The following is a 25,109-nucleotide window of genomic DNA, read 5'->3' as shown; positions in this document are numbered from 1 at the left end:
ATATAATATAATGTATCTATAGTTATTTTAAAGCCCTTTTCAAATCATCTAAGCCTTGAAATATCTCTTTTTTAGAGAATTTTCCTTTTGTAAGCTCTTCGTCACTTTTTAACAATAATTGATTATAAAACTCTTTTCCAATATTAACAATATCCTGTGAAGGGGTTCTTTCCATTTGCTCAAATAATATATTTTCTGCTTTATCATATTTACCTTCTATGAACAGTTTTTTTAATAATATACATAATATATCTTTTTCATTCATAGCTTCAATATTTATACTCTCCGCTTCTTCTTGATCTTTATTGAAAATAAGCTTTCCAGCAGCCTTTCCCATAGATTCTGCAATTCTTAATATATAGTCATCATTCATAATATTCTCCCTTTTATTCGTTTTATATTTAGCTATAACTCATCACTTGCTTTTTAAAAATAACCTCTACTCCACCGGCAAAAGATTTATTACAGAAAACCCATTGGACCCATCAATTATCAATTTACCCCCTACACTGCTGCACCGTTCCTCCATACCTATTATACCAAGACCCTTTTTTATATTATCTGCACCTACTCCATTATCCTTTATTTCAGCTTTTATAAATTTAGGAAGTACTTGTATATTTATTGAGATTAAAGATGCCTTGGAATACTTTAGAGCATTGGTAAGTGCTTCACCTACATTATCACATATTATTTTCCACTGAACTATAGATATAACATCTAGATTTCCTGAATGTACTAAAGTAGTTTTTATATTATTATTTACTGAAAACTCCTCCAGTAAAATTTTAAGTCTGTTAATTCCTATTTGCTCCTGAGGAGGTTTTATATTTTTTAGAGATGCTCTTATACTTTCTGTACCAGATCTTAATATTCCTATGACTCTTTCAATTATTTCCTCCGATTTTTTGTTATCCTTATTTAAAAATAATTTTGCTGCCTCCAGCTGTATTATGCTTCCTGACATAGCGTGGCCTATTTTATCATGTATTTCCTGGGAAAGCTTATTTCTTTCCTCAAGCCTTGAAAGATATTTTATATGCTGCTCATAGTTTGAATTCTTATTTAATTTCATAGACAATAAATGAATTTTCTCTCTCATATAATCATTTTCTTCTAATATACTATCTATTCTCTTGGTATACTTATGGGATGATAAATATATTATATAACTTATAAGCATCATAGTAATATAATCCATCTTCATATATATATTTAAAAAATATATAGGCGTTAATACTATAAGAAATGGAATAAGTATTATATTCGTTAAATCAAAAAATAATTCAAATATACTTATAGGTAAAAGCAGTGTAAATATTGGGTCTAAATAATACAAATATCTAACTATTACTATAATAAGCACAAATAATAATGCCTTTTTTAATCTATTTTTCTTAACCAGATATATACCTGCATTGGCAGATATGTAGATTAAAATAAATAAAACCACCTGAGGAATAGATTTAGTCCCGCTGCTGGAATATCTCAAAACACAATAAAGTAAAATTACAAGTTTACTCACACTAAGCCACTGTTCCATTAAAATTATAAGCTCCTTAATTTTTTAGAGAATATGTGTTAGACGCCATAAACACTTTTCTGTCCATCTGCAATTTCCACATATATCTTTTATATCTTCTTCAGTTTTTAATTTTCTATTTACCAGTTTAATTACATCCGCCGCATTTATTGTACAGCCTTCTTTAAGTCCTAATTTAATAAGCACTGCATTATCCATGTTATCAACTTCCTTATTGCAGCAATATTGCTCCTTATTATTACTGCAAGCACTGCAAATATCATCGCAGCTACTAATCAAATTTATTTTACAATCTGAATTTTCTCTTATATATTTTATTATTCCAGTCATATTACGAACAAAATCCTCACTGTAACCATAGCCTTGAAACCCCTGAATACATAGAAAATGATGCGCTCTTATACTTAATATCTTTTTATCCATAAATTCTCCTCTTCACCATTCATTTTACACTGTAATTTAGATAATTGGAATAATAAGTATATAGATTTCTAATGAAATTCTAATCTTTCATTAATTCTTCTCTAATCTTCCCTTTCTATAATAAAAGTATAGATTAAGCATACGAAAAATAACAAGTTAAAGCTAGAAAATATTTCAGTGTACGAACTGGTTATTTATTAGGAAATGCTAAAATTAAGGGAGGAATTAAAATGTCAGTTAAAGTAGAGTTGATTGATGAATTGAGAAAAAGAGCTAATGTAAGTTATGAAGAGGCAAAGGAAGCACTGGAAAAGTGCAATGGAGATTTAGTGGAAGCATTAATATACCTTGAAAAACAAAATAAGGTAAAAAGCGATGAAGGCAGCAGTTTCTTTAACATCATTAAAAAGATCATCAAGAAAGGCAACACCACAAAATTTATTATTAAGAAAAAAGATAATATAATATTGAGCTTGCCAGTAACTATAGTAGTAATAATTACTGTATTTGCTCCTTATGTTGCTGTACCTGGTTTAATACTTGCTTTAATTACCGGTCACAGATTTAGATTTAAAGGCAAAAATGGAGAACCTGCAAAAGTTAACGAAACTCTAGATAAAATATCTAATGTGGTAGACACTGCAAAAAAGAAATTTAATGAGGATACTGATTCCCAAAGCAGCAAGCAAGTTTAAGTTAATGACATTAATGAGTCAAATTACACCCCTACGGTAAATAAATTAACATCACTTGAGTAAATTACACCCTTGGGTTGAACCTGAAATTTGGTAAACTTGAAAGATAACACTATCAAATCTATTGTAGCTCAATAATTTGATAGTGTTAAATTTTAGTACAGCACATATTTTCTCTATATTACCTTAAAGCTATTTATTGTATAATTGAATTAGACTAATGAAGTTCTAAAATAATTAATCTGTAAAAATATAATTATTTTAATATCTACTATAAAAATATTGATGTTTAAAAACATTAATTCTCAATGACAAATTTATCCGATGACTAGTGGCTGTAATACTCCACCCTTCTAAAGGTGGAGATAACAGCCACACGTCCCTGGATAATTCATCTAAACTTGGTGGGAATACAAACTCCTACCAAATAAGATTCATTAATATTTATCAATATATTAGTATAAGGAGTGTATCTATGTCAGGCAAAAAAATTCTTATAATTGAAGATGAGCTAAAAATTGCAAGATTCTTAGAATTAGAGCTAAAATATGAAGGCTATGAAATTGAACAATGCCATGATGGAAGAAGTGGTTTGCAAAAATCTCTGGCAAAAGAATTTGATTTAATATTACTGGATATAATGCTGCCTTCCATGAATGGCATAGAGGTGCTTAGAAAATTAAGACAAAGCACTGGAGTTCCTGTAATAATGCTTACTGCTAAAGATGAAGTTATAGATAAAGTAATGGGTCTTGATATGGGAGCCAACGATTATGTAACAAAACCTTTTGCCATAGAGGAATTACTTGCACGAATAAGAGCAGCCTTGAAAAATAGTTCAGCTAAAATTGAAAGTTCAAAAGTTTTAAGTCTCAATAAGCTTAAATTGGATTTAGAAAAATACACTGTTTCCTTTGATAATAATGCTGTGGATTTGACAAAAAGAGAATTTGATTTATTAAAATATCTTTTAGAAAATAAAAATATTGTACTTTCCAGAGAAAAGCTCCTTGAAACAGTGTGGGGTTATGATTATACTGGTGATACTAATGTAGTTGACGTATACATAAGATATTTGAGAAGTAAAATTGATGATAAGTATAATAAAAAATTAATTCATACCGTTAGAGGGGTGGGATATGTTTTAAAAGATGATTAATATAAAAAATGCTTTTAAAATATTTATAAATTCATTAAAATTTATATTTTTAATACAAGTTATAGCAATTAAAACTACTATTATATTATTCAACAAAATGAGAAAGACAATACTTAAAAGACTTCATTTTTCAATAACTTTTAAAATAACCACTACCTATGCTGCAATTTTTACACTGCTGCTTTTATTATTGAGCACAAGTTTATTAGTTAGCTTTTCAATATACATGATAAAAAACACAGAAGATATCATGTATAAAAATCTTCAAATAGTTTCATCAAATATAAAAAATGAAGCAGATATACCCCGAAATATTATTACTGAAATTTCCTCTTTAGACAACATGGATATAACTATCTTTGATGCACAGAAAAAGATTATCTACACTACAGAAAAGAACAATAATTCTGTAGCTTTTTATAATAATTACAATATGAAAAATGTCTATACTTTAAATAATAAGTATTTATTGAGTATACCTTACAGTGTAACAAAAAATACAAGCAATGCTTTAAATTTTAATAATGAAACCAATAGCACTAATAATAATTTATATTTGATTTTAAATGATACAGCTCAATGGAATTCTCAAAATATTTATATTCAAATCAGCCATAATTTATATAAAGAATCTCTTAGTCTATTGATTCTATTTTTCATTTTATTTGCCATCAATTTAACCTTTATAATAACCATAACAATTATTGGAGCTACGACCAGTAAAAAATTACTTAGGCCTGTGGAAAATATGACTGAAACGGTAAAAAATATTACTGTAAATGCTCTAAATACAAGACTTGATGTAAGTGGCTCTCAGGATGAACTAAAAGAGCTAGCTGAAACCTTTAATAAAATGTTAGATGGGCTGCAGGATTCCTATGAACGTCAAAATCAGTTTGTTTCAGACGCTTCCCATGAACTTAGAACACCAATTTCAGTAATACAAGGTTATTCGAATCTATTATCAAGATGGGGCAAGGATGACAAAGCAGTTCTTGAAGAATCTATAGAGTCAATTAAAACTGAAGCTGAAAACATGAAGGATTTAATTGAGAAACTTCTCTTTTTAGCTCGGGGAGATAAAAAAACTCAGAAAATAGAATTAAAAGACTTTTATATTAATGAATTAATTGAAGAACTTGTAAAAGAAACAAAATTAATTGACACTTCTCATGAAATAAAAAATATGAGGAACGATAAACTAATGGTGAATGCTGATGCCAAATTAATTAAGGAAGCTTTAAGAATATTTGTAGATAACAGTATAAAATACACTCTTGAGGGAGGTACAATAACATTAAATTCTTTTTCTCAGGGTAATGAGGTAATAATTACAATTGAAGATACAGGCATGGGTATTTCAAAGGAAGATCTTCCAAATATATTTAATAGATTTTACAGAGCAGATAAATCAAGAACAAAAAAAACTGGAGGAACCGGTCTTGGCCTCTCCATTGCAAAGTGGATTATATTATCCCATAAAGGTACAATAGATGTATATAGTAAACTTAATTCAGGCACTAAAATAACATTGCATTTGCCTATACTTAAACTTTAACACCCTTGGATTGTAATACAGACTGAAAAAGACTATAAAATTCCTCAAAACTATAAAATTGAATATTATCTGGAAAAGCTTTTAATTTAGAACAAATTGATAATTTATATTCTTCCATACTGTACTCTTTAAAATAGTATTTAGAATTATCATATAGGCAGTATACATCTTTTGGTGAGTTCCTATTTACAGTGAAGGAGTTCATTGGAATATACATTCCTAAGCCCTTTGCTTTTATAAGGCTTTCCTTCAATGTCCAAATTGAATAGAAATAATCAAGTCTTCTATATACAGGAATATGACTGTATTCTTCATATTCCTGTGGTGAAAAAACATAGTTTGCTGTATCAAAATCTATATTTTTTATATATTCTACATCTATTCCTACTTCATAGTCCCCTATGGCACAAACAACTAATTCATTTGAGTGAGATATATTATATTCTAAGCCAATATAATCCTTAAGAAAGGGCTTACCATATCTGTTTGTAGTAAACTCGATTTCATTATTTTTTATTTTAAGTTTACTACATATTAAATATCTTACCAGCAGTTCACCTAATATACCTCTTTTTTTATCCTCAGCTATTTTAAAGTTTGATAATCTCTGTGCCTTTTCAGCAGATACATATTCAAAGAACTTGTCTAGCATTTTTTCATCTTTGAAGTCTTTAATATTTACAGCATATATTTCAAACATTTTTGTTCTCCTTAAAATTACATTTTTATCAATATATTGTTTCCAATTTAACAAATACTAATCAGTATGCTGGCATATTTTGTATCCTACTGCCTCCATAAATCCCTGAGATACATTACTTCAAAGTCACCTATCTCCTTGTGTAATTGAAAATAGACCTCACATCCTTGACTTACTATTTACTTTCACATAGCTTATCCGATTCTACTCCTTCGCAGCAGCAATTGTATCCATAACTTTTCTGCTAAGAACTTCAGAAACATTATTAATGGACTCTTCAAATTCACCTTTTTTATACATCTCCACCAGCTTAAATCTCTGCACTTTTCCACTGGTAGTCTTTGGAATAGACTTTACTGGAATGACTTCATCTACACTTATGTTAATCTGTTCCCCTATTAATTTTTTTACTCTCTCTGCAAAATCTATAAAGTCTTCCATTCTCCTTTTGAAGAGCAAAAATATAATCAATCTGTCCCTCTCAATTAATTTATCCTCTAGTGCGCAGGCGACTATTCTTCCGGTGGAAATTCCCTCTATATCTTCACACTTCTTTTCTATATAATGTGGATAATAGGTTATTCCATTGATACGTATTACATCCTTTGATCTTCCTATAACAACTATTCTGCCACCCTTTATAAAACCTAAGTCGCCAGTGGCAAGCCATCCATCTTCACTGATTATACTTTTAGTAAGTTCCGGATTGTTATAATATTCTTTTGTAACATTATCCCCGCTAATTTCAATATTACCAAGCCTTCCCTCCTCTAAAATGTTTAAATTATCATCAACTATTCTTATATTGCAGTGCTTTACACTATAACCTTCTATTACCAATTCCATACTAAGATTCGATTCTTCGCCTTTTTTTAATTCCACAATAGGCTGTCCAACATTTAATGAATCTCTTCTAACATATATACAAGAGAATTCCTCATCTGAAGGAGGAAAAGCCACAGCTAAACTGGCATCTGCCATACCATACACGGTATACATGGTATCTCTTTTTAATCTGTATATAGCTAATTTATACAAAAACTCTTTAATTATATCCACAGCTATGGGTTCAGCTCCATTAAATACCTTTCTTATACAGCTTAAATCCCATTCATGATATTCTGTATCTTTAAGTTTGTCTAAAAAATATCTTAAACCAAAATTTGAAGCTGCTGTAATTGTAACTCTATGTTCATTAATTTTCTTTATCCATAGTACAGGATTCTTTACAAATAATGAAGTTGGCATTAAGTACTGATTAATGTTAAAAACTAAAGGCAGCATATGAAGACCTATTATTCCCATATCATGAGTTAAAGGCATCCAGCTATAAGTGCTATCTCTTTCACTGCCATTAAAGCCTTCAATAATGTCCCCTATATTAGTCAATAAATTTTTATGAGTGAGAACTACTCCTTTAGGATCTCCCGTAGAGCCCGAGGAAAATTGTATAAAGGCTATATCCTCCTGCTTTATCAATTCTACTTTTCCCATTCCCCTATCTTTTGTTATTTCATCTATGGGAATTGAACTTGCCTCCAGCTTCTCTAAGCTTTCTGAAAAGCTCGTTCCTATAATAAATTTTTCTAAGTCTTCCAAACATTTTTCATTTACAATTGCTTTTGGATTTTTTAATTGTCTAAATATCTTTAGAACCTTTGATGCATTTTCTCTATGAGTTACACTGACAGGAACTGGTATTATCTTTCCCAATATACATGCCCAGAATATGTGTATAAATAGTTTATTATCTGTATCTCTAATTTGAATTATGAGTTCATCTCCCGCTTTTAACCCTTGAAGCTGAAGATTATATAAAACCTTCAAAGCTCCTAAGTATACCTGCTTATAAGAAATAAATTCCTCTTTATCTTCTCCTTTTATGAAAAAGATTCCCTTTTCACTACTGTTACTGGCCGATTTAATTAATCCTTCAGCTAAAGTTAGTATATTATCCAAACCCTTCACCCCTCATTTTAATGCATCTGAAATAAATAATTATCCAGTCCACTGGCGGCAGTTATTTATTTCAGATATATGGTATTCTCTAGTCTTTATTTAGGCATCATCAAAGAAATAACTAGTCACTGTAATATTCTCATTTCTCCAAAAATAAGATAGACATAAATTTTGATTTATTGTTCCTCAAATATCTGATTAATCTTAAAATCATCACTAAGACTTTCATAAGATTCCTGCTTTTCATTCCTGCTAAGCTCTGTGCTGTCAATAATTTTCATTAAATTTAGAGAATCTGCAGACTCCATTGCAATTTTATAATTCATGATTTTGTCATCCCTTACATCTTCTTCTGTAATAATATTCTTACTTCCCATTTCATTAATTTCATCATACTGCTCCAGATTTTCCTGGAAGGATACCTTATAGGTGGAATTTTCAAAGGGATAAGTTGGTAAGGCAGCCTTAGGAACATATGCTGGGTAAACATTTCTAGGATTATATGCTGCACCAAAGGTATATATTTTAGCTAGTAAGGTTAAGATTTCTTTCTCTGTGTCTTCAGTATGTGCTTTAATATTTAATTGTAAAAATACTTCTCCAATATTTAGCTTAGAAATTTCTTTTTTCATTAATTCGTAACTTCCCAAATATAGTATTACTTCATTTCTTTTTAGAATGTTATTTAGTTTATCATATACTTTGTTTGTACTTAATATGGTTTTTATAAATGAAAATTTATCCTCATTATTATTAAATATCCCTAAAGAAGTCACCACAGCACAGTTAAAATATACCTTTCTATTATCATTATCAGTGCTAAATTTATCTTCATAATTAAAATTATTCACTATTAAAATCATAGCCTCTTTAATACTAAGCTCTCCTATTAATACTGCACTGCTTAATATTCCAGCTCCCTTTGCAATTATACTTTCAATGTTCATTTGCAAATCTGCAAAAACACAGCCTAGGGTATATTCAATAGAAAATATCTTTATTTTTTCTTTTATTTCTTCATTTATATCTTTTGTAATTTCTATGTTTTTAAATTCTCTCTCACATTCACCATAACATTTATTAAAAGCTTCAAATCTATTTTTCAATTTTTCAATTTCAGCTTCACTTATAAACAGAGTGCCATCTAATAATAAGTGACAGGTAGTTTCTCTATTAGGATTGGCTTTCCCATTATAAATTCCCTCTTCTTCTTTCCCCTGTTGAACATTACTTAATAATTTCAACAAAATTTCTTTGGACTCTGCTACTAAAGCACTTTTATGTGCTAATTGTTTTTGACTGTCATTCATAGTAACACATATAGAAGAGAGATCTATCTCTGGATTTGTTTCTATATGCTGCTTCAGTCTTTTTGCAATATCCTTTATTACAGCTTCATTTCTTCCTGTGAGCTGAAGAAGATGGAAATTAACATTTTTATCTTCTGGCCTCTTGTACTCACTTACCGGTGCTTCCTCAAGAACAATATGTGCATTTGTTCCACCAAAGCCAAAGGCATTTACTCCTGCTCTTAAAGGATTTTTACCATCCGACTGCCACTGTCTGGTTTCTCCACCTACCACAAAGAAAGGTGTTTCCTTGAAATTAATATTTGCATTTGGAGCTTCATAATTAACAGTGTAAGGCAATTTTTTATTCTTCATGGCAAGCACTACTTTAATTAAGCTTACAAGGCCAGAGGCTGCTAACATATGACCTAGGGAAGATTTCACAGAACCTATGCCGCAAAAGTCTTTTTTATCAGTAAATAACCTGAAGGCCTTTGTCATTCCCTCAACTTCTATAGGATCTCCCAGAGGTGTACCTGTTCCATGAGTTTCTATATAGGATACTGTCTCAGGATTAACTCCTGAATTTCTATATGCATTTTCTACGGCTTTAGCTTGTCCTTGTGGCCTTGGAGCCGTTATTCCCTGAGAATGTCCATCATTGTTAATTGCAGATCCCTTTATGGTTGCGTAGATATTATCTCCATCCTTTAAAGCCTTTTGCAGAGGCTTAATGACTATGGCACTTACTCCTTCGGATAAAATCATTCCATCTGCCCCTTTATCAAAAGGACGACATTCACCTGAGGTGGATATGGCACTTAATCGGCTCATGGATATAAATGGTATGGAGCTTAAGTTGAGATTTACTCCACCTACAATGGCCATATCACTTTGTTTTGTTTTTATACTTTCGCAGGCCATATGCAGTGCTACCAGAGAAGATGAGCAGGCTGTATTAATTACAAGACTTGGTCCCATAATGTTAAGACAATGACTTACTCTGGCTGCTATTTCGTTTAATCCATTTCCAGGCACTGCGTCTGCCTTTAATTCTGCTGGTTTCAATACCTTTATCAAAGTATCTATTACATTTTTCTTATCTCTTGAAGGCATACCGCTGAACCATTTACTTTTTTCAAATTTGTCTTTTAATATTTCATAGTTTCTGTAGTTGCTAAAATGCTCCATATAGTTATTCTGCTCTGCTCCTACAAAAACTCCTATGTTCTCCGTTCTATATTTTCCACCATAACCAGCTTCCTGAAGGGCTTCAAAGGCCACTTCCAAAAACAGTCTTTGCTGTGGATCCATAGCCTCTGCTTCCTTTGGAGAAATACCAAAGAATACAGGGTCAAAGTCATAGACTTTATCAATAAATCCTCCATATTTAGAATAGGAAGTATTTGAAACGTCTTTGTCTGGACTATATTCATCTTCAATCGACCAGCGTTCTTCAGGAACCTGCCCTATAGTTACTATGCCCTTTTCTAAAATATTCCAATATTTTTCTAAAGTGTCTGCCCCAGGTATTCTCAGTGAAATTCCTATAATAGCTATATCCTCTATTTTTTTATCTTCTGCTTCATTAATATTTTTTACCCTGCTGGTATGATCAATTTTAAAATAGGAATTCTCTATATAATTTCCAAGTGCCTCTGGAGTTTGATATTCAAAAATAATTGTAGGATATAACTCCACCTTTAATGCCTTGCTGAGCTTTTCTATTACCTTTATAGCTCCTAATGAATCTAAACCAAGTTCTAGAAAGTTTGTACCTATATCAAGCTCCTCCGCTGGTATCTCTAATTGTTTGCCTATAACCTGATAAACAGTATTCTTCACTTCCTTAGCTTCTAAATAGGATACCTCTCTGTGTTCAGCTGCTGTAACCTGTTCAGATCTATCTGTGTTCTGAACCTTTTCTACAATATTTTCTTTTAATAAGTCTATTATATGAATATTACTTTCTCCCTTTACAGCAATAGCTTCTATAAAAGCCTTAGCTGCTTTTTCTGGTGAAAGTGGCTTTAATCCCTGTGCCTTTATAGCACTTGCAGTTGATTCTCCAAACACAGCTCCCATTCCCTTGTTATCCCAAAGAGAATAGTTGATGGCTATAGTTTTGCCCTCTGCTCCTATACTATTTCTGTAATTTGTATAAGCATTGAGAAAGGAATTGGCAGCTGCATATTCACCAAGACCTTGTGACCATTTCTTTTTGGAAGCGGATACAGAAGATATCATAGTAAAGAATTTTAGAGGTTCTTTTCTTGTAACTAAATCTGTTATAACTGTACCCTGTACCTTTGGAGCAAATACTTTTTTCAGTATATCTACATTTTTATTCAGTAATTTAAATGAGGAATAATCAAGTACTCCTGCTGCATGAACTACACCTTGTATATTTCCATACTGATCGTTAATTTTACTTACTAACTTTTCCATTTCAGCTTTGTTGGTTACATCTACAGAAGCATATAATACCTTTGCTCCAAGCTTTTCTAAATCCAATATTAAGTTAATTTTTTCCTTTATCTCATTACTGTGAACATTTTCTTCCCACTGCTCTCTTTCTGGCAGGGCACTTCTTCCTGTTAATATTAAATTTATATTGGCCTGTTTTGCCAATTCCTTGGCAAGATCACCACCTAGTGGACTCGTTCCTCCAGTTATTAAATAGGTTTCTCCTTGATTTATCTTTAATTTATCTCCAGAAGCTTTAAAGCGTTCTAATTTACGCACAAAACTTTTATTATCTCTTATTACTGAAATTCCCTCTGGATCTACTTTTTTATTAAATTCAATAAAAAGTTTATCTCCAATTTCTAGAGTATTTATATATTCCTTAATATCTATATCAATTATCTGAGAATTAATATTTGTATTATCTTCATCTATAGCTTGTGCCAATACTGCTGCTAAGCTTTGATGTGGCCCCATAGCAGCATGTTTTTCATTAATTAACTGAGCTCTATCCGTAACTACAATGAAGCTTATATTATTTTTTACTTCTGCTTTAACAGCCTGTGCAATGTTAAATACGCTGTATAAGCTTTCATATAGGAAGTTATCCTTTGAAGAAGTAATAGCTTCCTCATTAAAATCACTATAAGGTAAGTTCCAAAGATGTATAATAAGAGATAGCTTGTGAGATAAATTTTTTATGATGTTATCATAATCATCTTTTTTGCTTGGATTTATAACAAAATTATTTTTACCATCATATTTAAATTCTTCTCCTGCTTCTACAAAATAAACAGGATTAACAGCCTCACTAAACCTCTTTGACAGCTCACTGCCTATACCCTTAGGGTCATTAAAAATTATTACTGCTCCCTCTTCTATTTTCTCCTGTGGTATATTTACCTCTTCCTGCCACTGCCATTTATAAAACCATTTATCTGCCATACCATAATTTGAGCTTCTATTCCCAAATTTAGGGCCGTAACTCTTTCCTTGGAAAGGATACCCAGGTAATTTAACTCTTTTGTGAGTAAAATTCTTATAAAATAATTCCCAATTTATTTTCACACCTATAGAATACAATTTTCCAATAGTTTCAAGCAGCACTTCCCAATTATCTTTTTTTCGGTTAACCATAGGTAAAATATTGGAGCTACTTCCCAATAGAACCGCACTAGCCATACCTGTTAAGGTTTTATCCGGTCCTGCCTCCACAAAAGTGTTTATTCCTTTACTTTTAATAAATTTAATACTCTGCTCGAATTTAACGGGACTCAATATATGCTTTAGCCAATACTGAATTTCTACAGGCTTTTCCATAAATCCAGCAGTTATATTGGATACTATGGGTATACTAGGCTCTTTAAACTCTATACCTTCCAGTTCAGCTTGAAACTCTCTAAGCATAGGCCTCATAAGTGGTGTATGAAAGGCCTGTGAAACCTTAAGCTTTTTGCACACAATATTATTCTTTTCCAGTATGCCTATAAATTCATCTACACTTTCTGCAGTTCCAGATATGACCTGATGATTTCCGTTGTAGGCTGCTATCCAAACCTCTTTATTAAAATTCTTTATTAAAGCTTCAAGCTTATCTCCAGTAATAAATACTGCTGCCATAGCCCCAGGTATTTTTAAATCATTCATTAATTTACCTCTGGCAGAAACTATTTTTGCTGCAGCTTTAAGTTCCACAACTCCTGCAATACATGCAGCCGCCCATTCTCCCACGCTATGTCCAAGGACACAGGCCGGTTTAACTCCTAGGTCCATGAGAAGTCTTCCAATGGAATAATCAAGAGTAAATACTACTGGCTGAGTAATATTAGTCTGTGCCAGGATTTTCTCATCTGCATTTTGTCCATATATTAAATCTGTTATTTTTTCACCAACATAAGGATAAAAAGCTTCTGAACACATATCCACATATTTTTTAAGCTCTGGAATTACACTATACAACGCTCTTGCCATTCCAACATATTGGCAGCCCTGACCTGTAAACATTAATGCCACCTTAGGTGATTTTTCTACAGCACTATTTTCTAAAATAAGTTTATCTAATTTTTCAATTAATTCCTTCACAGAAGCTGAAATAACACTGCATCTATGTTTTAAAGCCGTATTTCTGCTATTTTCCGTATAGCAAATATCCTCCAAAGAATAGTCTTCATGCTCTTTTAAAAATGCAGATAAATCTGATATTCTTTCTCTTAGAGCTTCTTCTGTATGAGCTGTTAAACATAAAACCTGTTTAGGTAGATGAGTTTCCACTACTAAATCAGCTTCCAAGCTCTCAGGAGCTTCTTCCATAAGCATATGACAATTTGTACCGCCGAAACCAAAGGAATTAATTGCAGCTCTCCTGGTACCTTCTTCACTTACCTTCCACTCCCTTGAATTTTCTGTTAAGTAAAAAGGTGTGTCAGCAAATTTAATCATTGGATTAGGTTTATGCAGATTAACATTAGGTGGTATTGTCTTATTCTTTAATGCTAAAACTACCTTTATAAAACTGGCAATTCCTGCTGCATTTAAAAGGTGTCCAATATTAGCTTTTACAGAACCAATTGCAATGGATTGATTTTCAGGTTTCCATTTGCTGAAGGCCTGAGCAATAGCTCTAACTTCACTAGGATCTCCTATCTTAGTACCTGTACCATGGGCTTCTACATATTGTATTTCTTTAGGATCTATAGCATTTTTTCTATAAAAGGCTTCTATTACACTTCTCTGCCCATCAGGGTTTGGTGCCATAACTCCTATGGAATGGCCATCATTGTTCACTGCACTGCCTTTAATAACTGCCAAAATATTGTCCTTGTCTTCTATAGCTCTATTCAGTGGTTTTAAAAGTACTAGGCCGCCCCCTTCTCCTGGGACAAATCCATCTGCTTCTGCATCAAAGACCTTTGACTGGCCTGTTTTGGACAACGCCCCTGCACTGCTGAAATATATATAGGGTGTAGGAGTCAATAAAAGATTTATGCCTCCTGCTATAGCCATTTCACATTCCCTTCTCTTTATAGCATCGCAAGCCATATGAATTGTAACTAGGGAAGATGAGCAGGCAGTATCTATGGTGAGGCTTGGTCCCTTTAAATTAAATTCATGGGAGGCCCTTGCAGCTACCATATTTAAAATATTATCTACTAATAGATTTGGGTGATCTTCAGTATAACCAAAGCTATTTTTCCATTCCTCCATGAAGGAACTTCTCTGCTCCTTTGAAAGATTGTTAAAACTGCTGAATTCCTTTATATTATTCATGTTCAAGGTATTAAGATGATACTCAAAATAATTATTGGTGCCTGTACCTGCAAATATACCTATATTTTTTCCGTCTACAGCTTCTTTGGAATAGCCTGCATTTTCAAAAACTTCATAAATAAGTTCCAGCATAATACGCTGCTGAGGGTCCATAATCTCTGCCTCTTCCCTGGAGATGTTAAAAAATTCAGCGTCAAAGGCATAGGGATCATCTATAAAGCCTCCTGCATAGCAGTAGGTTTTACCTTGTTTTTCATCAGGACTATAATATTTATTTACATCCCACCTGTTATCAGGTATTTCAGTAATACTGCTTTTTCCATTAGCTAAATTATTCCAGAATTCCTCCGAATTTTTTGCTCCTGGAAAACGACAAGCTATTGATACTACAGCTATATCTTGAGCATTTAAATCATTATTTTGCTGTAAATTTATTTCCTTCTCTGTATTTTTATTTTCTGATATTGAGTCTTTTGAATTGTTATCTTTAAGGAATACAATTAAATATTCATTCATCTCATTAATAGTAGAACATTTAATCAATATGTCATGACTGAGAGTAATGTTAAACTCCTCTTCAAGATAATTTAGTAATTGTATTGCCTTAATTGAATTTCCCCCTAGTGCAAGGAATGGTTTATCAAAGGGAATAATTTCCTCAGGCATTTCCAGTACTTTAGCCCAAATATTCCTTATAGCTTTTAGATAATTATCTTTTTCTAAAGTTATTTCTTTTTCTTCAATTTTATTTTTACTTTTATTGTCATCATTTTTATTTTCATTAATGAGTAAGTCCTTAGCAGAATGTACATTATCATCATATTGGTTATTTCTAAAGTTTTCCAGCAGCGCAAAACGCTTAATTTTTCCACTGGATGTTTTTGGAATGTCCTTAACTAAGATTAAATAATCTATATTTATTCCCATTATTTCATTTACAAATGCAATAATTTTAGAATGGAATTCAAGCTTAGCAGTTAGCCCTGAAAAAAGAGCTACCTTTTCGCTGTTTTCTTTTTCATCCTGCCATGCACAAATAGCTATTTTCCCAGGCTCTACTCCTTCTAAAGCTTCAATTCTGTTTTCTAGATCATGAGCATAAAAATTTTGACCATTGACAAATATAATATCCTTCATTCTTCCTGTAATGCTGAGACGATTATTTACCACAAATCCCATATCTCCGGTATTAAACCAGCCCTCTTTAAAAACTTCACTGTTTAACTGCGGATTATTTAGATATCCAGGTGTTATGTTTCTACCTTTAATTTGTATTTCCCCTATAGTTCTCTCAGGAACAATCTCACCTTCAGAATTAATAATTCTAAGTTCCATCCCATCTACTACATAACCTAAATCTGCAATGAGAATTGAATCATGATCACCTTCCTTATTTACTACTGCTTTTGATTCTTTTCCCATAATTTTTCTGCTCAAATTGTGATGCATTGGATCTTTATCTAAAGGTGAAAGGCTTATTGTGAGAGAAGCTTCCGCCATACCGTAGGCCTGAACCATGCTGGTTCTCTTTAAACCACAGCCCGAAAGCCTATCTAAGAATACATTGACTAATGAAGTAGAAATTGGCTCAGCACCATTTATAATAACTCTTAAAGAGGTTAAATCCCAGGAATCTAAATGCTCTTTCTTTATTCTGCTAAGTAACAGCTTATACCCAAAATTAGGAGAACAGGTTACTGTACCCTTATGCTTTGAAATCAAATCCATCCATAAAATAGGATTCTTAATAAAGCTCAATGTAGTCATATTAATAATTTTTGCCACTACAGCAACCTCTAAAATATGAAAACCTATTAGACCCATATCATGACTAAAGGGCATCCAGCTCACTATGGTATCCTCAGCGCATAATTTAACTCCCTTTACCATGGATTCAACATTTATGAGTACATTTTCATGGGTTAACACCACTCCCTTTGGAGTATTTGTGCTTCCTGAACTAAATTGTATAAAAGCTGGTGATTTAACCTCAGCCAGATTAAGCCTGCCTTTTTTATCACCTTTATTTATCTCTCCTGTCCCTAGTATCCTCATAGATTTCAGTTCCAAGGAGTTCTTAAATGAATTATAGTTTTCCTTCATCTTTTCATCTACAATAAGCACTGGTTCTTTAAGCTGTTTCCATATGTTTATTATCTTATCTGCAGCTGCATTTCCCTCAGTAAAAACTGCTGGATGGGTAAGGGGAACAGGTATAATTCCACCTAATATGCATCCCCAAAAATTTATTACAAAATCTATATTCCCATCTATAACGAATATGGCATATTCACCTTTTTTAATTCCTGATTTTTCTAGAACTCCCAATGCCTTATAAGCTCTTTCTAGAATTTCCTTATAAGACAGGTAAACTTCACTATAATCATCATTTACAAATAAAATGCCATTATTAATTTTACTTTCTGCTGCTTCAATGAGCAGATTTCCCAGATTATGCTTTTTGTAATATATATCTTCTATAGGTTTTCCCTTTAGAATTGATAGTTTGGCATCAATCTTTTCATTCTTTTCAATCGCTTTTTTACTCATAATTTCTTCCTCCAAATTAAATTTCATTTATCTGGCCACCAACTGCCGTAATACTAAAGAAAAATAAACATAATTTATCTAAATCAAGTGAGATAAACACCTACTTAGTAAGATATTAATAACTGTAATTAAGCATCCTGCACCTGTGCTCTAGTTACTTTTAAAAATAAGTGAGGCAGCAATGTCAATAGCAGTATTAAGCATATACTAAATAAATAATTATTACCCAGCTTATTCATGACCACAGAAGATAAGGCCGGTCCTGCTGCACATCCAAAGCTATAAAAAAAGGTAAAATTTGAGGCAGCAGATATAATTTCTTCCTTATTCAAACCTTGAACTCCAAGAGCCATTGAAACAGGATATATTGCTCCTATACCTATACCTGCCATAAATGAGAAGATAAATCTATATATTAATCCATGAAACTGAATTATTCCTATAAAAGCTGCTATTGATATAAATACACTTATTATAAGACTCTTTTCTCGCCCTATCCTATCTCCAATATAAGTAATTGGTATTGTTCCAACTATGCCTCCAATGACAAACATCCCCAGTGCATATCCTATTTGTGAAAGTGTAAAATTGTGTTTTAGTAAAAAGACTGGATATATTGCTACAATGGTATTTTCTATAAAGCCATAGGAAAATGCTCCCTGAAGGGAAAGAGCTATTTTTTTAGCTACATCTTCCTTGGGTCTCGCTGATATATAAAGTTTCACTTTTATTTTTAAACTGAGGATAAGTGCTGCTAAAAGCAGGCAAGCTGCAGCAACTATGAAAGATAAGTATACACTAAATTCATAAATTCTAGGTCCTCCAATAGTACCGGCAGCAAATCCAAAGGCAAAGAAAAGAGTATACACACCACTTATAACCCCTCTATTAGAATCATCAGAAAAGCTGTGAAGGGCTGTTTGAGTACCGACCAGATGGAAGCTTACCCCAAAACCCATTATTGCCATAAGAACAAACCAGCCTGTTCCTCCAAAAATCAGAGGAAAAACTATGGTACATATAGAGCTTATAATTAATCCTAATATAATAAGCTTCTTTAAATCTCTATTTCTCATTTTTTTATTAATAAATACTGTACCAATAGCAAGAGTCAAAAAGTATACTGATTCAATAACCCCAATTAATAACTCATTAACATGATTTCTTGACATATGGGTAGAAGTAAGAAGAATTATTATACCTATTGCACTTCCAATAAGCAAAGCCATTAAATAAATTACCCATTTGCTATTATTGAATATCTTAGCTATTTTCACATTTTCACTCATTCACATAACCCCTTATTATAGACATCTTAAATAAACAGAATTCTTTGCATCAGGTGGAGTTTTTATTCCACCTGATGCTTACTAACATAGTTCTTAGTATCAGTATTTTTGATACTTAGAAATCGTTGTCCTTTAGGGTAAGTCGTTATCCAGGGACGTAGCCACTCTTTACTCACACTTTGAATAATATGGGAGTATTAGAGTGGGTAGTCATCGGACAAATGATAAGCCAGCATGTCAGGCATCTTTGCGCTGTTACTTGTTTTCAGATACCTGACTTATTGTTACTTTTCATCTATTTTATACGCCTTTATTTACTTAAGTCATACGCATGTTTGACTTACTATTTATTTTCGTATGCCTAAACCCAAGGCTCCCTCCAGCATAGTCATCTGCTGTGAACCAAACCAATGCATATCCTGTTTTCCATATACCTGAATAGTTTCTCCAGTTATGCAGTCTGAAGCCTTTGAAGCTAAAAACATAACTACCCCTGCTACCTTCTCAGGTGCTATAGCCTTTGACTTAAGAGCTGCAGGAGCCATATCTGTATCTACCAAAGCAGGACAAACTGCATTAACTTGAATATTGTGAAGCTTTAATTCTTCAGACAAGGCTTTAGTAAGTCCCAAAACTCCATGCTTAGAAGCTGCATAAGCTGTCATAAGAGGATACCCTATTAAAGAGGAATCAGAACCTATATTTATTATTTTTCCACATTTTTTATTTATCATAAATGGTGCTGCAGCATAGCAAAGATTATAGCTGCCAAATAAATTTGTATTTATGATTTCCTTCCATTCCTCTGGATCTGTATCCACTAAAGAAGACATTTTTGTAATACCTGCATTGTTTACTAAAATATCAATTTTTCCAAACTTCTCTATCACTGAATTTATTTCTCTCTTTACTTCTTCCAAATCAGTAATATCAGTTTCTACAGCATAAGCCTCTCCACCAAAACTTCTAATTTCCCTTGTAACCTGCTGCAGCTTTGAACTTGTTCTTCCCATTATAATTACAGCGGCACCTTCCTTTGCCATATTTAAAGCAATAGCTCTACCTATGCCCGTTCCTCCTCCAGTTATAACTGCCACCTTATTGGATAACTGACCCTCAGCCTGATGCTCTAGCAAGCTTCGATTAGGCCTTTCATTGTTTAAAGGAACAGCTGAAAGCATTGTTGCTAAAGTAGAAATATATTTATCTCCCAATTCCTTAATAGCTGAAGCCTTAAATAAATTATCTGAGTACTCTAGCTCTACTACTAAATTTCCATCAACTATAGAAAAGAAAAATTCCAATATAGATATCCTCTTTTGATGAGGCATAGAAAATCTTCTATCCATATTCTGTCTTGAAAATTCAATTGATTTAAATTCTGGAAGTTTTCTATTTCCCAGGTAATTTGCCCTTACTGGAGTTAATTTTAAATCCGGATACATATAAAAAGGCAGATTTTCTGAAATAAGATCGTAACTTACCCCTTTCAAAGGAACTTCATCAAATTCATTTCTTATTTTTTCTACTATAGTTTTTAATTCCTCTTTTTCTTCTATGTTTATTCCCAAAGGAAAATTCACAGCAAAATCACCAGCAGCCTCAAAGAAATAATTATTGCTAAAATCTCTTCCATTAACTCTGTGGCTTATAATAACTTTGGAACCATTAGAGTTTTTGCTTAAAATTTTATATAGTGGTGCAAGTAAAATAGAATATACATTAGAATTAAAATATTTTTTTGCTCTTCCTAAAAGTACTGAGGACAATTCTTTACTTAGTGTAAATTTCTCTGTAACTGATGAAGCTTCATCATTAGGCCCTTTGTTAAAATCATAGGGTATATTGAATACAGAATTTTCTGCTGGGAATTTATTTTTCCAGTAATTCACAAATTTTGAACCATTAACTTCTTTTTCCTTTTCCATAGCAGCTATAAAATCTGTATAAGATTTTCTGTCACTTTCTTCTATTGATAAATTTTTTCCAGAAATAAGCTGTGCATAGATCTTCCAAATATCCTGAAACAATATTCCGTTGGTAATTATATCTGACATAAGATGATGCCCTATCACTGATATGTCATAGGAGCTCTCTGAAATTTTAACTACTATAACCTTCCATAGTGGCCATTTGTCTACTTTTAATTCTTTAACAGTTTTTACTATTATATCTTCTACATTTCTATCTCTCTGATTTTTTGAAAGCTGTGAGCCATCGTAAAAATCAGCATTTACAGTTAAATCCTCTGAAAGAATTTTTTGTACCCATTTATTTTTTTCTCTAGTAAGTTCACATCTCAATACTTCATGTTTCTTTGTGAGCAGTGTAAGTGCTCTGTTAAAATCCTTAAAATCCAACGGTTGTTTAAAGGTAAACCTTGTAAATCCTGCCCACTGATAAGGATAGTCAAAATAATTCATAAGCCATTTTTGAGCTGGTGCTAAAGGCATTATCCTTTCTCCAGATGTAAATGCGTTGGCTACATCTGTACTCAATTCCAAAACTGTATTACTATTATTCTCCATATATTTTACATTTTCCACCTTTTGGGTGTGAATATTGGAAGGAGTGCCAATCATCTTCATCAGAGCTTTTCTATCAGTTTTACCATTTGGAGTTTTAGGCAAATTTTCCAGCCATTTAATCTGGTGGGGCACCATGTATTCAGGTAGTTTGCTCCCTACAAGTGACTTTATTTCCATTTCCTCTACCTTAGATCCTGATATACAACCTACCAGCCTCTTTTGTCCATCACCATAATCCAAAGCCACTACTGCTGCTTCCTTTACCCCTGGATGACTATGAATTACTGCTTCTATTTCTCCCAGTTCCACTCTAAAGCCTCTTATTTTTATCTGATTGTCTATGCGCCCGTGATATTCATACTCTCCCTGAGCATTTTTAGTAGTTAAATCACCAGTTCTGTACAGGTAATCTCCTGGTACATATTTAAAAGGATTGGTTTTAAAGGCCTCAGAAGTTTTTTCATTATTATTTAAATAGCCTTTAGCGAGCTGTATGCCGCCAATCCAAAGCTCTCCCACTTCACCTTCTGGAAGTTCCCTCATATTTTCATCCAAATTCAGTATATATACATTATCAATAGCCTTCCCTATTGGAATGCTGATTTCTCCGCTAGCTCCTGGCCTTCTCTTTATCACATGGCAAGTTACATCAATTGAAGCTTCTGTAGGTCCATATAAATTAGCCAATCCAACCTCCATTCCATACTTATCTATCCACTTTTGCATAAAGGACATTGGCAGCGCTTCTCCACTGTAAATGAGCCATCTTAAATCATTAAACTGATAATTTTCATCTTCTATGGCATGAATAAATTCTCCAAATAATGAAGGTACAAAATGCATAATATTAATTTTATTTTCTATAATCCATTCAGCCAGCCTCCAAGGATTTTTAACAATTTCCTTCCTTACAGGACATACCGTTCCACCATACATTAATGGCCAGAATAGCTCCCAAATAGATATATCAAAGCAGCAGGAGGTCTTTTGTGCAACTCTTTCTCCAGGCTTTAAATTAAACATCTTCTGATGCCAGGTAAGTCTGTTCATATAACCTACATGACTTAACATAACTCCCTTAGGTTTTCCCGTAGAACCTGAAGTATAAATGATTAACATTAAATCTTCCGGGCTGCTTATATAATCAGGTGCTTCTTCTGATGCCTCTTCCCAAATATCTCTTTCTACCTGCACAAAATTTACCTTATCTTTAATAATTTCACCTTCATCTAAAAATACAAGTCCCTGAATATTTTCATTATCCTCCAGTATTTTTGATAAATCCTCTTTTAAAGCCTGCTCAGTAAGAAGTATTTGTATCTTGGCATGATTTAATATATATTTAATACGATCTGATGGATAAGCTGCATCCAAAGGTACATAGGCAGCCCCAGCCTTAAGTATTCCAAGCATGCCTATTAACATATTTGGTCCAGGCAAAGTCATAATTCCAATTAATGAACCAGTTGTAACCCCCTGTTCTCTCAAATAATTAGCAATTTTGTTAGACAAAAGCTCCAGTTCTCTGTAGGTAACTGACTGCTGTTCATAGCTTATAGCAACAGCATCTGGTGTATTTCTGCACTGATCTATTATCTTCATATAGGGTATTAGCTGTTCACCCTGCACATATTCCTTTGGTCTTTGATTTTTCCTAGAATTGTTATTTTCATATGAATTGATACCCTTATGAATGCTTGAAATTATTTCTCTCAGGGTTCTACATTCAAATAGTGAATTTCTGTCTACAGTTTTATAATTTTTCACAAGTCTTGTAATAATACGTATACGTTGTAATGAGTCCATTCCCATTTCAGCTTCTAAATCCTTATCCATATCCCTACTGCAAATTGATGTGGAGCATACTTCATTAAATACATTGGAAACTTCGTCAATTACATCAGCTGCATAGCTTGCAGTATTATTAACAATTTTTTGTGGCTTTATTTCATATTGTGCCAATTCTTTAATATTGCCTATAAAATTATTAATAAGCTTATCTATGTCCTCTCTATCAAAAAGAGAACTATCATAATTGGAAGATATGAAAAGTCTGCCTTGGAATATCTCTATGAGATTGTCAATAGCTCCCGCATTTGTAGAAGTATAAGCCTCATAATCATATACATTTATATCTCCATAATAGCTATTTATATTTGTATTTCCCACAAAGGATAAATATAAATTGGACTTTAAACTTGCTCTTATAAATCCTTCAGTAATAGGAGACATTTTCCCATTATTCAGCATTTCCTTATGCTTTATCTCCCCTGCTGCTTCAAAAATCTGTGCTCTGTCAAAGCCAGCTGCTATTGCATTTTTTATTTGTGCATCAATCTTTTTCACAAGAGTTTCCAATGGTTCATTGTCTATATTTGAATTATTAAAGGTCAATGCTAAATTCTGAGCAAAGCACCCTAACATTCCCGTTGCATCAGCATTAGGATATATTTTTCCCCCTGTAGGCAAGTTAAGTATTATACTATTAGATTCTGAAGACTGCTCTCTAATTGTCTTTAAATAGGCACTAACAAGCAGTGTAAATACAGATACTCTCCATTTTTTTGTAGACATCAAAAGCCTATCCATGGTATCCTTGTCAATGCTGTATTTTATGCTTTTTACCTTAGCATAGGAATTATAAACTTTTTTATTATTATAAGGATTAAAGAAATATTTATTTTTCCCCTGGCTTTTTAAATATTCCTTAAGTTTATTTATTTCCTGCTGGTCTTTCCATAAATTAATTTTTTCAACTGTTTCATTGTAATGTGAAGTAGATATTTCTTGCTGGTAATTATATTCTCTTCCTGATACTTTTGATTCATATATCTGAAGAAGTTCCCTTATAATCTCCTGATTTCCCAGCCCATCAGAAATAAGATGGCTATTGGAGAATATTATTTCATATTCTAACTCCTGTGTTTGAATAACTTCAATATTGTGCAGCGGCCATTCAAAAATATCAAATCTTTCATTTATTATCTCTTCAAATTTACTATTAACATACTGCTCTTGATCACACTGCTTAAAATGTCTAATATCATGAACAAGAATTTCCGGAGGTGTAATATAATCTGCTAATAAAAACTTATATTCTCTAAAGGCTTTTGCTCCTTCTGCTACCTTAAAATAGGCTTGCAGTACTATATGCCTATGTATCAGTTCTCTCCAGCTTTCCCATAAATAATTTATATTTAGCCTTCCTCTTATCTTTATTCCATTGCAAATTGTTATAGTACCCACAGCAAAATAAGATGCTAAAAATGGATATTGTGCGTTTAATATTTCTAAACTTCTCTCTTCCCCATTATCTCTATTCTGTAAATATTCCTGTTTTTCTATTATCTCATTAACTTCTCTGCTAATATTTTCTCTAGAAGAATTCCAGATTTCAAAAACCTCTATTATATCACCTATAGTATCCAAAATCATAAGAGAATTCACTGGGTTTTCCTTCATGAAGTCCTCCAGCTGATCTTTAGGAATTAATTTCATTAGCTCATTCATTAAAGTTACCATTTTTATTGAATCAAAGCCCAAATCACTTTCCAGATACATATCCATCTCTAAATCTTCACTGTTATGACCAGTAACTTCTGAAATTATTGTCAAAATATCCTGAGCCATTTTACTCAATTCGCTATTTATCATATTAATCACCTCTCAAATTTATTTAAAAC

General features: G+C 32.4%; 11 protein-coding genes. 3 read left to right on the top strand and 8 right to left on the bottom strand.

Annotated elements, in window-relative coordinates; all coding sequences use genetic code 11:
- Positions 1 to 22: 22 nt before the first annotated feature.
- From CLOPA_RS06250 to CLOPA_RS06240, 3 genes are all read right to left on the bottom strand, one after another.
- The gene (locus CLOPA_RS06250; RefSeq protein WP_015614622.1) at positions 23 to 373 is read right to left on the bottom strand and encodes a DUF6483 family protein; all 351 of its coding nucleotides are present in this window, start codon (positions 371 to 373) and stop codon (positions 23 to 25) included.
- A 66-nt stretch (positions 374 to 439) separates the two neighbouring features.
- Complete coding sequence (locus CLOPA_RS06245; RefSeq protein WP_015614621.1) at positions 440 to 1,543, bottom strand: sensor histidine kinase; 1,104 nt, start codon at positions 1,541 to 1,543, stop codon at positions 440 to 442.
- Positions 1,544 to 1,567: 24 nt separating this feature from the next.
- On the bottom strand, positions 1,568 to 1,966 hold the full coding sequence (locus CLOPA_RS06240; RefSeq protein WP_015614620.1) for a DUF1284 domain-containing protein: 399 nt from the start codon (positions 1,964 to 1,966) through the stop codon (positions 1,568 to 1,570).
- Positions 1,967 to 2,196: 230 nt separating this feature from the next.
- Between CLOPA_RS06240 and CLOPA_RS06235 the strand changes: the two genes are divergently transcribed.
- From CLOPA_RS06235 to CLOPA_RS06225, 3 genes are all read left to right on the top strand, one after another.
- Complete coding sequence (locus tag CLOPA_RS06235) at positions 2,197 to 2,661, top strand: DUF4342 domain-containing protein (protein ID WP_015614619.1); 465 nt, start codon at positions 2,197 to 2,199, stop codon at positions 2,659 to 2,661.
- Between the two features lie 475 nt (positions 2,662 to 3,136).
- Positions 3,137 to 3,820 (top strand): response regulator transcription factor, encoded by a 684-nt coding sequence (locus CLOPA_RS06230; protein WP_015614618.1) that lies wholly within the window; start codon positions 3,137 to 3,139, stop codon positions 3,818 to 3,820.
- Positions 3,813 to 5,378 carry a sensor histidine kinase gene (locus CLOPA_RS06225; RefSeq protein ID WP_015614617.1) on the top strand — a complete coding sequence of 522 codons (1,566 nt, stop codon included), beginning with the start codon at positions 3,813 to 3,815 and terminating at the stop codon, positions 5,376 to 5,378. Before CLOPA_RS06230 ends, CLOPA_RS06225 begins: the two co-directional genes overlap by 8 nt.
- Here CLOPA_RS06225 and CLOPA_RS06220 read toward each other — a convergent pair.
- The 5 genes from CLOPA_RS06220 to CLOPA_RS06200 all read right to left on the bottom strand — a co-directional run bounded on the left by CLOPA_RS06220 (position 5,368) and on the right by CLOPA_RS06200 (position 25,080).
- On the bottom strand, positions 5,368 to 6,078 hold the full coding sequence (locus CLOPA_RS06220; protein WP_015614616.1) for a 4'-phosphopantetheinyl transferase family protein: 711 nt from the start codon (positions 6,076 to 6,078) through the stop codon (positions 5,368 to 5,370). The genes CLOPA_RS06225 and CLOPA_RS06220 overlap by 11 nt on opposite strands.
- A gap of 204 nt (positions 6,079 to 6,282) precedes the next feature.
- Complete coding sequence (locus CLOPA_RS06215; RefSeq protein ID WP_431602567.1) at positions 6,283 to 8,046, bottom strand: AMP-binding protein; 1,764 nt, start codon at positions 8,044 to 8,046, stop codon at positions 6,283 to 6,285.
- Between the two features lie 167 nt (positions 8,047 to 8,213).
- Positions 8,214 to 17,609: a type I polyketide synthase gene (locus CLOPA_RS06210; protein ID WP_041711316.1), complete on the bottom strand. Its 9,396-nt coding sequence runs from the start codon at positions 17,607 to 17,609 to the stop codon at positions 8,214 to 8,216.
- Positions 17,610 to 17,737: 128 nt separating this feature from the next.
- Positions 17,738 to 18,898: an MFS transporter gene (locus CLOPA_RS06205; RefSeq protein ID WP_015614613.1), complete on the bottom strand. Its 1,161-nt coding sequence runs from the start codon at positions 18,896 to 18,898 to the stop codon at positions 17,738 to 17,740.
- Between the two features lie 347 nt (positions 18,899 to 19,245).
- Positions 19,246 to 25,080 carry a non-ribosomal peptide synthetase gene (locus CLOPA_RS06200; RefSeq protein ID WP_041710818.1) on the bottom strand — a complete coding sequence of 1,945 codons (5,835 nt, stop codon included), beginning with the start codon at positions 25,078 to 25,080 and terminating at the stop codon, positions 19,246 to 19,248.
- Between the last annotated feature and the right edge of the window lie 29 nt (positions 25,081 to 25,109).

The organism is Clostridium pasteurianum BC1, from assembly GCF_000389635.1.
Lineage (GTDB): Bacteria > Bacillota > Clostridia > Clostridiales > Clostridiaceae > Clostridium_I > Clostridium_I pasteurianum_A.
The sequence above is the reverse complement of the archived record's forward strand: the minus strand, read 5'-3'. Positions and strand labels throughout refer to the sequence as shown.